General features: G+C 57.6%; 5 protein-coding genes. All 5 read right to left on the bottom strand.

Translation table 11 applies throughout. From position 1 onward, the window contains the following. Positions 1 to 421 precede the first annotated feature (421 nt). Positions 422 to 1,501 (bottom strand): AzlC family ABC transporter permease, encoded by a 1,080-nt coding sequence (locus MXE41_RS09065; protein ID WP_247100270.1) that lies wholly within the window; start codon positions 1,499 to 1,501, stop codon positions 422 to 424. 1,905 nt (positions 1,502 to 3,406) lie between these two features. Further along, positions 3,407 to 3,721: an AzlD domain-containing protein gene (locus MXE41_RS09060; RefSeq protein WP_246978376.1), complete on the bottom strand. Its 315-nt coding sequence runs from the start codon at positions 3,719 to 3,721 to the stop codon at positions 3,407 to 3,409. A gap of 753 nt (positions 3,722 to 4,474) precedes the next feature. Further along, entirely contained in the window at positions 4,475 to 5,485 is a 1,011-nt protein-coding gene (locus tag MXE41_RS09055; protein ID WP_247100269.1) for an AzlC family ABC transporter permease, read from the bottom strand. A 1,579-nt stretch (positions 5,486 to 7,064) separates the two neighbouring features. Then, entirely contained in the window at positions 7,065 to 12,137 is a 5,073-nt protein-coding gene (locus MXE41_RS09050; protein WP_247100268.1) for a hypothetical protein, read from the bottom strand. 128 nt (positions 12,138 to 12,265) lie between these two features. Continuing rightward, the gene (locus MXE41_RS09045) at positions 12,266 to 12,910 is read right to left on the bottom strand and encodes a hypothetical protein (protein WP_247100267.1); all 645 of its coding nucleotides are present in this window, start codon (positions 12,908 to 12,910) and stop codon (positions 12,266 to 12,268) included. Positions 12,911 to 14,174 lie beyond the last annotated feature (1,264 nt).

Raw genomic sequence — 14,174 nt, 5'->3', positions numbered from 1 at the left:
TCTGTTATCCCGTCCTTTCCCGCCAGCTCCAACAGTCTGCCCTGTCACGCCAGCCCAACATCCTCCCAACGACCATCAGGCCAGACAAACCGTAATTTACGGCTCTTCTTCATAGCGCCCGCCCTGTTTTAGTCATTCAGCCCCGTCTGCTCTTCACCCAGCTACCTGAACAGGTATGTCCGCAAACATCAGAGCTTGCAGCCGGGTAATGCCTGTCAGCATAAGTCTTAACATCAGGCACTTACTGAGCACCAGTATCAGATGCTCAGTCACCCCTCATGTCGGCAGCAGCATCTGCAGCTGCTGCATCTGCAGCTGAATCTTCATCTGCGCCCGCGCCTTCTGACAAAGCTGAGCGCCTGCCAGCACTCTGGCATCCCCGGCCTGCGCCGTCTTCAGACTCATATTCCATACAAAGGCTTTATTTAGCACCTGCATCAGCAGCTGTTGTCTTATCTGAAGCGCTTGCTGCATGACCGGCAGCAGGTGCAAGCTGCTCAGCAGCTTCATCGGCTCCGGCCTCTGAGGCAACAGCCTGAGCGGGGCCGTACTTATGCGAGCTGTTATCCTGGGCCTCCTCAGCCTTAGTGTCTGCATACAGTGAGGCAACGGTCTTAGCGCATGTTGCGGCTGTCTCTGCACCCGCACCTGCACTTGCGCCTGCAGCTGTCTGGGCCCTGGCCTGCGCACCGGCGACGTCTGAGGCTGACGCTGAGGCTGACCCTGAGGTCACGCCTGATGCTGGTGTTGAGGTCATGGACGGGTGCTGGCCCTGAGCGCGCTCGCGCAGCAGCTGGATAACGAGGGCAGTGATGACACCGGCACTGATACCGGCTCCCACACAGTAATTGCTGTTGCCATACAGCTGGGTTAAAGCAGAGGCCGTGAAGCTGGCGGCAATGGGAACATAGGCAATCAGATTCAGGGTACGCAGACGGGCACGCGGACGCATGGCTACAGCAAGGGCAATAAAGGTGGCTGGCAGGGCAGCGGTAAAGCCAAAAGAGGAGAGATCGCCAAAGCTTGAGCCTATGATGCAGCCAATAAATGCTGAGAGCACCCAGGCAAGCCACAGGCTGATTCCAAGAGTCATGTAAAAGGCAAAGGAAAAGCCCTCACCGCGCTGAGCGCGGCGGCTGAGGTCCTGCATGTTAAGCGCCCATACCTCATCGACCATGAAAAAGTAGAGCAGGCCAATGCGCCAGCCTTTCTGTTCACGCACGTAAGGAGCCAGAGCCATGCTCAGCACAATGTGACGGGAGTTGATAAGAAAAGTGGTAAAGGCAATCATGATAATGGGAGGAGCAGCCGACCACAGACCCAGAGCAGCAAACTCACTGCCGCCGGCAACATTAAGGCCGGTCATGAGCATGGTGGTAAGGGGTGACTGTCCTACATGACTTGCCTGGGCACCCAGAATCAGGGCCAGGGGAATAAGGCCCATCATCAGCGGGGCAACAGCCAGCAGAGCATGCTGAATTTCTTCCTGAATTCTACTCACATCTTTCTCTCAAACTAAGTTAAGGCTCATAGGCTCTTCAGCTTAAGGATCATCAGCTGCATGCTCTGCAGCAGCAGGCTTCTGAGCTGATGGCTCATGATTTAAAGATCTGCAGCAGCCGCTCTGCAGCAGCCGGCTCCTGAGCTCTGGGCAGGCAGGCCATCCGGGCCATGCCATTGAGGCATCATATCTGACCAGTCTGACATCAGGCCGGGCAGTTATGGCATTCATAAGGCCACTGGCCAAAGCTCAGCACCTTTACCGCCCTGCGCATAAGCTCAGCTGTCACAGCGTCAGGAGCTCAGCAGGTATTATTGCGGACCTGTTGTTCTGTTCTACCTCGAGCATATTTTCCTGCCCGGCTGGACGGTTCATACTCTACATGCCACATTTCAGCCGGCTCATGCCACATTATCATTGCGCCACTGCAAAGCATGTTCGCGCCGTATATCAGGGCTTATAACATGAGCTGGCTACGTACCTTGACGCTTATACGCCCAGGGACAGGGACGCTTGCATTCACACAGCATGATCCTGTCGCATCCTGGCATGCACCCAGGCAGCTGAAACAAATAGTCTGTCGGGCAATTACAAACAGAGAGCTTTCTAACATTACCGGTCTTTGCAAAAGGTGCATGCCTGCTTCTCAGGCATGGCAGCACTGCCTTACTCAGACGGACATGGATGTAATCTACTCTGGTACAGCGCTGCAAAGGTTGAGGCCAGAAATTCAGGCACTTGCTGTCCTGCCTCTGACTTGACCCTGAGACTGGGGTTATGAAGTATAGCGCCAAAGCTCATCTCAGGGCATTGATTTTGTCCATTTGTCCCTGTGCCTGGCAGCTCCGGGAGGCTCTCACGCTCAACCTGCCTGCCTTACCTCTCATTATCATGACAGAGGGCAACATGGTAATAAGAATGGGCACCATGTCATAAATACCACGCTGCATTTCCTTTAAGGCACTAATATTATCTGATCAGCTTTCACTCAAAAGAATCTCCCGGCCCCACCATGCATCATCCTCGGAGCCCAGTCACGGCTCAAACCCTCATCCATATACATGACAGGCACCCGGCCCATCCATAACCCGCTTCCACATACACGCCTGACGCCCTGTGCTCAACACCGCCTGCGGCCCGCCTTGAAACTGTCCTGCCCGCCTGCCTTAATATCAGTTATCCATACAGTCTGTTATCCTGCCTGAATAAAAGCTGCTTCAGCAAGACAGTCATGACACTGTACAGCCAAACTGCTCCCACGCTCTTACTGCACCCACAGCCTCGAGCCCTTGAGCTTATACCGCTATCTCACAGAGTCCACAGCCTCGAGCCTTTGCCTATAACTCACCAGGCTCACAGCCTGGAGCCCATACGGCTATCTCACTGTGTCTACAGCCTCGAGCTCAAACTGCTATCTCACTGTGGCCACAGCCTCGAGCTCAAACCGCTATCTCACTGTGTCCACAGACTGGAGCTCATGTCATGAGCTCATGCTGGCGGTGCTGCCCCTATGGGGCTTTGTTATCCGGTACAGCCATACAGCTGCATATGCGGCTGCTTCGGGCATCCAGAGGGCATTACAATGATGCTCTCACTCAATTTCTCCAGCTTGCCGGCCCGTCAACAGCAGGCCCGGCTGTAAGCTCCTGTTCAGAAGACACTACTGTCAGTACGTAAGGCATGTTATCAGTCATGCTGGCCCATCAGAAACTGCACCCTGCTGCACAGGATGATGGCAGGCAATAGCGCAGCGTGTTTGTGCGCTGTTGCCCTGTATGGCCTGTAGTGAAAGGCCAGGTATGATATGGCCAGGTGGGCACTGTCATAGCCGGGTACAGCCTGTCATAACAGGGATTGAGCTGTCATGACGGGCATGGGCCTTTGCCGTTGCGAGGTATTGCCTGGTTACATAAAGTTCTGTAAAAGGGCAAGTAAAGCAACACTGGCGCAGATAGTAATGCCCAGGTTGAATTTAAAGGACATGACCAGAGCCACAAAAAGAGTGGTCAGCATCTTCCAGTCAGTGGTCATAAATGCAGGAGCGGCCACGCTTACCATTACACAGCATGGGCTGGAGTCAAGCACGGCACGGGCGCGGGCACTGAGAGTGCGCTTGCGCAGCCACAAAAAGCCCATGATACGGGTTGAGTAGGTGGCGGTAGCCATGGCCAGAATGGTAATCATTTCGTAGATATTTGGCAAAGCAAAAACAGAGCTCATGACATTGTCCTTTTATTCATCTGTTCCCGCGCAGCAACTGATTTTCACTCTCCGGGTACCCTGGAGGTTATCCCCGGCATGCTGCGCGCCTTAATATTCTGTAAAGCGAAAGTATGGCTGTTATTGAGCCGACTGTCCCCTGTGCAGTATTGCCAGGAAGGCCCTTAAGCTTCCGGGCAGATGCCGTCCAGTTATATGAACTCCAGCCAGAGGCCGACAGGCCAGTTGCCCGCAGGTATGATGCCGTAATGGCAGCAAGGCTTCGACCTGATATTCCTGTCAGCGCCCGCCCCGGACGCTTTGGCCCGTCCCGGTCAGGCATGCCGCAAGGAGGACATTACTTAATTCTTTGCTCAAAACTGCTGTCTGGCCCTGGCATGGCTGGCAGCCTGGTACAGGCTGCTGGATGCACCCATGTGCAAGCTTATGGATTCACCTGATGTAAGCATGCCGGATGCAGCCATATGTAAGCTGCTGGCTATTGCATCACTGTTACTTCAGATAAGAGCCTGAAGCTGCATAAGCATTGCTGTCCTGAGCACAGTCAGGCTGCAGTGCTCAGGGAAGGAGCATACTGTCCAGAGCTTAGCCCGTATGTGCAGGTTTTCATTATCGTGGATCTGCTGACCATGACAGTAGTCCGCAGGTCCTGCAAGGCTACTGTAAACATGGCCCTGGATCTCAGAGGAGCGGCTATGGGCCTGACCAGCAGGTCAGGCCGTACGCAAGAGTATTATCCCTGGGATCATAAGCTTACTTAAGGGCAGGGCCGGCACTGCTCTCCTCTGAACCTGGAGCAGGTCTGGAAGTTGTGCTGTCAGCCTCGCTGGCGCTCACCCTGTTTGACTCTGGGATACTGGTACTGGTATCAGTTGCAATGCTGTTGTCCGGGGCAGATGCTGAATGGGCTGAATGTGCTGACTGAGCCTGTGCAGCCGCAGCGGTGGCATCCTGAGTCGTGCTGCTTTGCGGGGACGGCATGGCAGAGCTCAGTGAGGTGTCGCCCTCAGGGGGTGTTATTTTAAGCTTTTCTTTGATGAGCTGGCAGATAAAAGCTGTGATCAGACCACAGACAATGCCTGCACCTACACAGTAATGAGGATTGCCATACACTGAGGTCAGGCCGGCACCCAAAAAGCTTGCCGTTACCGGGGCATATGTCAGGGCAGCACCGGCACTGGTGCCAATGCGGGCCCTGATATCAGGGAGAATTCTGGGACGCATGGCAATGGCAAGGGCAATAAAGGTAGCTGGCAGTGCTGCCATAAAGCCATAGCGGGAGAGATCACCAAAGCTGTTGCCCAGAATACCGCCGGCAAAACAGCTGAAGGCCCAGGCCATCCACAGACCAACACCACAGCCTATGTGAAAGCCGTAGGAAAAGCCCTTGCCCTCCAGAGAGCGGCGCTGAATGTCCTGCATGTCCAGAGCCCAGGACTCATCTACCATCAGAAAGTGACCAAAGTACAGACGAAAGCCTTTCTGATCCTTCATATAAGGGGCAAAGGTAACACCCATGACAATGTGACGGGAGTTGATAAGGAAGGTGGTAAAGGCAATCATCAGCACCGGCGGGGCAGAGGACCACAGACCAAGGGCGGCAAACTCACTGCCACCTGCAAGGTTAATGGCTGACATGAGAAAGGTAGTAAGAGCCGACTGGCCTACCTGACTTGCCTGGGCACCCAGAATCATGCCCAGAGGCACAAAGCCCAGCATAAGCGGCAAAGCTGTGTAATAGCCACGGCGGAACTCAGAGAACATAAAAACTCCTGTCAGTCAGACATGCACTGTGCAGCACTGTACCCATAATCCCAAAATCCACTTTCCCCATGCCCTGTTACCGGCACTATGCCCGGCGGCCCGGCACGTCAGATCTGCCCTCAGCAAGGCCCGGCATGGCAGCACAGCTCAGTAAAGTCAGCACCTGGCAGCTGCCGGCAGCACCGGAAGCTGGCAATGCTCAGCCCCATTGAGTGCTCAGAGAGCGCGAAGCTGTTGCTTTGCCACAGCCTGGCAGGGACGTGAGCCGGCCGTGGCCACTGTTGTCCACGGTGCTGGTATGTCTGCAGCCTTGCTGCACTGTGCTCCCGTCCATGAGCTTTTGCCCTGGCCTCAGGGCCATGGGGCCGTGGGGTTATGAGCAGCTATGGGGCACTGTCAGGCCAGCGCTTTTCAACCCGCAGCTTTTTAGCCTGCTGCCTGCGTACCACAGACACGGTCCCGGTCACGGGCCATTGGCATAGCCCTGACAGTGCCGGGCTGTGCAGGTACGGGATGTGCGCAGCGCGCAGCGCTGTGCCTGGGTGCTTTGGGGCGGCAGAGCGCTGCCGGCCTGCTGCAGCGGCATGATGGCCTGCGCTTGCCTGATTAGAGGGCGCAGGTGCCAGGAGATAAATCAGGGGGAATTTGAGGATCAGGAAAGAAACCAGGTGCCATATCCATAGTGGGAGGGCAAAGGTTACAGATCCATAAATAAACTTAAGGCAGGATCGGGTGATCCTGCCTTGTAGAGCAAGTATAGGCACAAAGTGCTTTGCAGACCAGTCAAAGGGCTATCCAGGTGCACGCTCCCGGCTAAAATGCTCCGCAATGGACGCCTTTGCCTCAAAGCTGTGCATAAGGCCCGTCCCATAGCGACCCCGGGCCCCGGCCATGGATACACAAAAGCCCCCGGCCCCGGCCATGGATACAGGTTACGCACCAGATGCCTGAGGTCAGGACCACTGCTGACAGCAGAGCCTGCCTGAATAAGTGACAGTCAGCAGGTCAGACTCATCTCTGCCCATGCGGTCATGCAGCCATACCGACATGCTGCCAGTCTCTGGCCATGATGCCAATCTCTGGCCAGACAGTCATGATCTGGCCATGCGCCAAGGTCCCGGTTACGGCTCCATCAGGCGGCACTGCCTGCAATGAGCTTACAGGGCAGGACGTCCATGTTGCCCGGTACTGGCCAGATGATGCGCCCTGCATTGTGCCAGACGAGGCGCCTTGCATTGCGCCAGTGGTCAGATTGAGCAAAAGTGACCTTCAAAGACAGCAGAGCATGCCTTTACTGGCGTAACTGCAGGACATACTGGACAGGAGGTGGATCCATGACTGGTGGAGGAGCCATGACTGGCCGAGGCAGCCAGGCGGGGGCAGCCTGGTCGGCGGGCCCTGTCTGGTGGCCTGGTGCTTACAGATATGGCACTGCAGCGTAATATCAGGTCTGGAGCTCTGCAGGGCTGTACCAGGTTGCCTTACTGTCCGGCAGGGTAGTCTGGCAGCATATGCCGGGCATGCCAGGACTGAGCTGATCATGACTTGCCATTACTTACGTGCTGCCCCGGGCCTTGCTTTACTCCACCACTGTCCACAGGCCCTCGGAGTCAAACTCATCATCAGGACAGATATCATCGATAAAAGATGGTATGCCACTGTCATCAAAGCTTAACTCACCGCCAGAAGCTGTTTCCGATGCTGCAGCCCTTGCAGTACCGGCTGCAGGGGCGGCGCTGCTGCCTGCAGGCGCAGCCGGGGAGCTGTTGACAGCCGGAGCCGGCCCCGCAGCACCCTGGACGGCGCCATGGGGCCTGATTGCCTGACCTGATCGCACTGCTCTGTCACTGTCAGCTGCGGCGACGGGCACTGCACCTTTAAAGCGGGAGGCACCAGTGCTTACAGCGGCCGCTGTGCGGTCGCGGCCTGAGAAGCTGCCTGGGGCTGCGCTTCTGACCTTACGGACGGGGCTGTGAGCCCCGCCTGGGTTCTCTGCATGGGCACTCCCCGCTGCCTGTGCAGAAGCTGCGGTGTCAGCTGCCTGTGCCGGAGCTGCACAATCTGCAAGTACTGCCGGGCCTGCATCTGCTACACAGTCATCCGGATCTGCATGGTCTGCCGGAGCTGCATGGTCTGCCGGGGCCGCCTGGGCTGCCGGGCATGCTGTGCCGGGCGGTGCATCTGAGTCAGCCCCGGTGGCCGCTGCGGCTGAGGCTGTGGCCTCGTCTCTGGCGGCCAGGGCCTCGGGATCGCAGCCAAATCTCCAGGCCTGCAGCAGGCGCTGGGCCTGACCTGGGGGCGTGTGGATAATATTGCCCTTACGTCTTATGCCGTATGCTGCAAGTTTGGAGCATATGCTCTGCAGTATGTCCTCATCACTCATTGAGTACTGATCCATACGCGATGAAATGATGTACCAGCTGGCCTTGTGGCCGTAGTTGAGACCGGCTGATGAGATGGTGTAGCCCTGCAGTACTGTGATTTCATCCTGTGCCGCCACCACATAGCGTTTGATTTTGCTGTAGACCAGCAGACGGTAGCTTTGCAGATTCATTTCCACGAGGGCCTTTTTCATACTGGAGCACTCAGAGCAGTGGCTGACAAAGGACGGGCCGTAGATAAACTCATACATGGTATTTAACAGGCTGTACATGGCAGCACTGCCAGTGCGCAGCAGTACATTACGCCCACGGATAAAGATATCGGAGCTGCCCTTGTTAACCGTAAGCACCTGGGCACTGCGCTCAAAGATGCTCATGGCCTGCCCCCAGCGCTGCAGCTCCCTCTCCACGGCTTCAAGCTCACGCCTGATATGCGCGCAGTGCTCCCATGGACCACTGTCACGCCCATGGCCATTGAGCTCAGCCCGGCTGCCTGTGCCTCTGACGCCCTCAGTGCCCGGCATGGCCTGCATGCCGCGCATATCCTGCATGCCACGCATATCGCGCATGCCACGCATTGCCGGCCTGCCCGGCATGCTGTCATGGCGCCAGGCCGCACAGGCCTGGGCGGCAGCTGTGCCAGCAGCCGGGCCTGAACAGGTGCCGGCGGCTGCGTCAGCGGCAGCGCCCTGGGCGGAGGCGGCTGCAAGGCGACCAAGCAGGTCGGCGCGGGCGCCCTGCAGCTGCGCCATGGCAGATGTGCATCTGCGCAGCTCCGAGCTGACCATGATAAGGGCGCGTGTGCGCATCAGCACATACTCATGAATCAGGGTTCTGATATGGTAGTCCCAGCGCTTTGAGTGGCGGCGGGCATATCTGGTGTCAGTGGTATGGTCGTAACATTTAGTAATGCGATCGAGGCCTGACCACTTGCGGTCAAAGCGGTATAAATCCATGGCCTGATTTACCAGCCACAAAGCCTCAGGGCACAGGCGCTTAAGCATATCAATGCAGTGCATGTGTCCGACATCACAGTGGTTCATGGGACGCCACCTGGTCTTGTCACGGCGGCGACGGCGGCGCCAGCCTGGACGGGCTGTTTTGCAGCGGCGCATATACAGCCAGGAGCTGCCGTTTATCTGCGCAAATTCCTGCAGGGTCATACCTGAGGTCAGGCCCTGATACTGCCTGCCGTTTTCAGCAGTGATTAATACCTGCAGATCCACCTTGGCAAGGTCATGCAAAAAGCCATTTAGCAGCACGGCCGACAGCAGGGCTATATTTATCTGACGCTCAGACAGGCGGCCCCGGGCGCGCATGCGTGCTTCAAAGAGCATGAAGATCTGGCCTTTGCGCAGCTTGCTGCGCTTATTGTAAGGAGGTACTTTCCAGGGCCTTTTGTCAGCTTTATGATGCACCACATCAAGGTCCATCTGGGCAATGCTCTGTCTTACAAACAGGTCCCACAGACTGGTAACACAGCTGCCATCAGCTCTCATGCCCACAGCCTCGCCCCGGCCCGCCAGGCCCGGACCACCGGCACCAGGGATGCCGGCACCCGGCCATCCAGCACCCGGACCTCCGGCACCTGGGATGCCGCCCCGGTTTTGAGCCCGGGCATAAGTGCCCGGGGCGCGGCCCTCATGGCAAGGCTGTGCCCCCGGGACAAAGTCCTTGCCGGTAGCGCCTGAGGCCCAGTCACTTCTGGTGTGAGCAGGTCCCCGGCACAGGCCCAGGTGTTCACCTGAGGCCGGAGTAAGGAAAATAAGCTCACAGATACGGGCCCGCTCAAAGAGATCAAGGCCATACCAGGTGGCGATATTCTCAGGCATATAGGAGCTTTCGGGCAGGGCACTGTTATACAGCGGGTGCCAGAAAGCGCGGGCATCAGCAACCTCAACAGTATCAGCAGCCTCTCCGCTCCAGACAGAGGCTGCTGCCAGGGCCCAGTGGCCGCCGGAGTCCAGTGCCATTTTACGGCTCTGAGCTGCCCATGAGCTGGCCGCTGCGGCCGCTGAGGCGCAGCCAACGCCATTGCCCTGCCGCAGGGCTGCGCGTCCCTGGCCGCCCGCCAGAAAGGCAGAGCGTCCCTGGCCGCAAGCACGGGCTGCACCAGCTGTGAAGGCCGAAGAGGCCCCTGCAGCTGCAGGAGACCATGGAGCTGCATGAGCGTGACTGGTACAGGCTGGGCCTGCGCCAGAGCCTGGCCATGGAGCTACGCCTGGGGCACTGCCTGGGCCAGTGCCTGTTCCTGCGCCTGTTCCTGCGCCTGTGCCCCTGCCAGGGGCAGGGGCAGCGCCTGCTGCTGGGCCTGAGGCGGCGCCCGGGAAAGGGGCAGCACCAGAGCCTGAGACTGGAGTAGGGGCACGGTATGGGTGGCGCTGTGAGCCGGCTGCGAGCTGGTGACGCAGGCGAACCTGGTTACGGGCTGACAGGGCTGATGAGGAGATTACAGACAGAATGGCCTGCTCTGGCTGTTTTAGAGACAGACCACGGGCGGCGGCCGACAGACCTGCCTGCAGGGCCCGGGCAATGAAGGTGCCGTCCTGCCAGTGCTCACAGTTCTCATGGTGGGGCACAGGGCAGGTGCAGGTGCGGGCCAGCTGTGGCAGGGCCTCAACAGCCTGCTCCTCAGGCAAACGGGTGAGCAGAGCAGCGTACAGACGTGCCTTGGAGTCGATAATGGCCCGGCGTCGTGCTTGAGGATATACAAAGGGACTGCGCAGCCTGCCTGAGGCATATTCAGGGGCCATTAAAGTTGAGGCGCGCAGACGCCAGGCATAGTAACTGACACTGTACAGAGCCACATTAACGCTGTGCTGCACTATGCCCATAAACATGGCGCAGTGATACCAGGCTGAATTGGGCATGCTCGAGCCAATTTCTACCATGGCTCTGACCATGGGATCGATAAAGCGCCTGTTTTCCTCCTCAGTAGTCTGCATCAGTCTTTTAATGAGCATGACCTCAGAGTTGATGATATCCATCATGCTCTGTGTGCTCAGAACTCGATAGCGGTGTATGCCTCTGCGGCTGACCTGCAGGTTTTCAGAATTGCTGGCTCTCATACTGTAATGCAGTATGTCCTCGTCATCGGCCGTGCTGTTCATGCCCGGCCTTAAGGCCATGGCCGCCGCCGCCCCGCACCCGGTCACGGCAGCTGTCGCGTCAGCGCCCGCCCCTGGCCATGAGCCAGTGCTGACGCCGGTTGCAGCTGCAGAGCCAGGCTGAACGCCATGGGCTCCACAGTCACATGCCTGAGCCTCCTGGTGGCCATTAGCTGTGCTGGTGCCCTGCGGTCTGACTACTTCACCTGACAGGGAAGCCGTTCCTGCCATGCACCGGACATCAGAGGATCTTCCAGAGCCGCCATGAGGGCCTTTACCGGACATAGAGCCGGCGCAGGAGGCACAAAGGGCGTCAGCGTGGGGATCATAAAGCTCGTCAGCACTGCCCTCAGAAAGAGTGTCATCACTGCCCTCAGACAGTGAGTCAGCCGTATGGGCAGTAGCGGAAGCGTACTTGGAGTCTGCTATGGACCTGCATTCAGGGGCGGGGCCAGCACTGGACCTGGCAGCAGAGCCTGTAGAGGACCTGGCATGCGCGACACTGTCAGCACCATGTGCAGCAGCATGCGGTGGTACGGACAGCTTCCCGGCTCCTGGGGCTGCCCCGGGCATGAGCTGATCGGAAGTTACAGAGGTGCTGTCGGCACTGGAGCTGCCCTGAGTAATATTAAGCCTGTTATCTGGGGGTAGCTCCGGTGTGCTGGTGGTGTGTTCAGCTGAAAGCTGGTCGATTGCGATTATCGACGGCGTGGCCGGATGCGCGCTGTGTCTGTCAGCGCTGCAGGGAGCTGATCCGAGCTGATTGAGCTTAGCAGTGAACTGATCACCTGGCTCGAGCTGATTGAGCTTATCAGTGAGCTGATCACCTGGCTCGAGCTGATCATTATTCCGGGCACAGGCCATGAGGCCGGCATTTTTGATGCGGGAGGCGGCGTCATTGGGACGGAGCTTTTTCAGTGACAGGCGGGGTATGCGTTTGCCAGTTGGGATGGCCATGGTGTGCCCAGCTGAGCTGTCAGGCTCGGAGCTGTGCTTTAGTGAGACAGCAAAGCGGGGCGGTGCATACAGGGCATGGAAGGACTGCGGGTTCCACTTGTAGAAGGTGCTCTTAACCGGAGGCATTAAAGGATCAAAGGCGCTCAGCTCAACTGGCCAGCCACTGGCAGTGCGTGGGCTGTCTGTACGGTCGCAAATGCCCTCCATGGTAACAGGATACGCTCCCGCCAAAGCGGTCGGCCGCACCCTGTAAGCTCCCTCACGGAAAGGCAAGGCCCGGGATCGAACGCTGCTGCCCGGGCAGCCTTTAGCAGAGCTGTAATGGCTGGTGCCTGTCACAGAGCCGTTACCTGCACAGTCAGGAGCGTTACAGGAACTGTCACTGGCCAATAGGTCAGCAGCTCCATGGACATGAGTCTGGTCGCCAGCATGAGGGGCGCCAAAAGAATCAGTGCGACTGGCAGAGGCATCATGGCTGTCAGGAGCAGGACGGCTGCCAGTGCCACAAGCCTGATAACTGTCTGTGCCTTGGCTGTTATGACAGGAACGGCCATTAACATCAAACCCTGCATAGTCCCATGCAGCGCTGTTAGAGGCATTACTGGCACAGTCATCAGAGCACTCAGGCTCCCTTGTACAGCATTGCAACCTGGCTTCATGGCCACAGGCTGCTTCATGGCCACAGGCTGCGCCATGACCACTGAAGGCGCCATTACCACGGGCTGCGCCATAGCCAAATTCGCCAGCATGGCTACAGGCTGCACCATGGTCACGGGCGGCAGCATTGTCAGTGATAACAGAGCCGGCCGGACCATGGGGCTCTGGCCCGCTCGGGCAGGCAGCGTGAGGCCATTGAGCCTGATCTGAAGCTGCCTGCGCCTCAGGGCGCATTTGTCCGCAGTGCATTTCAGGGCAAGGCATGCTGCCGTCTGTGCCTGAGAGGGCATCAGGGCCAGAGCCATCAGGCGTGTCATGGCCATAAGGGGTGCCAGAGCCATAAGGGATGTCAGGGCAGTCAGGGGCATATGACATCTCCTGAGCATTTAAGGGCCCATGATTTTTGTGAGGGGAAAAAAGGCGGGAAAAACGCGACCAAAGGCTGTTCATAGCCTGCTCCTGGTATGCAGCTTACAGGGCGGCTATTAAAGCCGCCCGCTGCTGAAAATGTCTGTTTGAGTGCTGTTGCATGGTTACCTGTCTGCAGTGGAGGTCAGCCGCAATGGGCAGGTTCTCCACAGGCAGGGTCACAATATCCCTGAGGGACGTAATGACCTGTGCTTAAGGTAAGGACTCACTGCAGGGCAGCGTTACTGTTATCTCATACTGTTACCTTGCTCCCGGCACAGTTTGACAGGCCGGGAGTATGGCGATCCCGTGAGATTAAGGGGGTCATAATCTCAAAATATCCAGTTATGCTCCCCTTACATTTAATCCATGTTAAATGATGCAGCTGTCATGATGCAAGGGATATCTTTAAGAGATGCAACCCTGACCGGGCCATGGCTCACCGGCACGCTGCTGCCGCCCCAGAGGCCATATGCACCAGCAGTCAGACCAGGACATGCTGGTCTTACGCCCTCCGTAAGGCAGCCTCTGCCATACAGGCAGTGCCCACAATGGCAGTGCCAGAACGCAGTCTGCGCCCGGCACGGGAGGATAGCATTGTGCAATTGCAGCTCATATTAAAACGTGCGGGCGCGCGCGGTAAAGGAAAACAGGCGGGTAAAGGCGCAGCTGCAGGGCAGGCCGCACACTGTCGCGGACAGCTGCAAGTATACTTAAAGTCACTTTGCCTGAGGATGCAGGGCCAGCAGCCCTCCATGCAGCCATGACAGCTGCCCTCAAGGCATCCTCGACAGCGCTCATGTTTGCATTACTGCCTTTAGCGCACAGTATGCCCCGGTCGCATGGACACGATGTCACCATGACTGTTGTGCTGTCAGAGCGGTTCAGACCTGCAGTTTATGCCTGGTGTGCACAGTATGCCCTCATGGTAAAAGGCCATACCATATGGGGGGTACTGGTTTTGTCAAGCACTCTACAAAACATTATAGTAAGAGTCAGTGGTACGGAGCGGTTGTCTGTGCTGCCTGAGCCGCAGGGCCTTTCCCTGTGGCGGACGTGGGTTATGCTGCGGGCCATGAGGCATGGTTATTATGAGTGACCAGGGGATGAGGACAATACGCACGCAGCTCTTGCAGATACAGTATCCATAATTTGGGGTAAGCAGAGTTATCAGGACAG

Origin of the sequence: Anaerobiospirillum sp. NML120449, from assembly GCF_023051105.1 — a bacterium.
Classification (GTDB): domain Bacteria; phylum Pseudomonadota; class Gammaproteobacteria; order Enterobacterales; family Succinivibrionaceae; genus Anaerobiospirillum.
This window is presented reverse-complemented; position numbering and strand designations above follow the sequence as displayed.

Bases quoted from the DNA above. Each gene is read 5' to 3' on its own strand.
- MXE41_RS09060 (WP_246978376.1), bottom strand. From the start codon at position 3,721: ATGAGCTCTGTTTTTGCTTTGCCAAATATCTACGAAATGATTACCATT.
- MXE41_RS09055 (WP_247100269.1), bottom strand. From the start codon at position 5,485: ATGTTCTCTGAGTTCCGCCGTGGCTATTACACAGCTTTGCCGCTTATG.
- MXE41_RS09050 (WP_247100268.1), bottom strand. From the start codon at position 12,137: ATGGAGGGCATTTGCGACCGTACAGACAGCCCACGCACTGCCAGTGGC.
- MXE41_RS09045 (WP_247100267.1), bottom strand. From the start codon at position 12,910: ATGGCCATGACACGCCTGATGGCTCTGGCCCTGATGCCCTCTCAGGCA.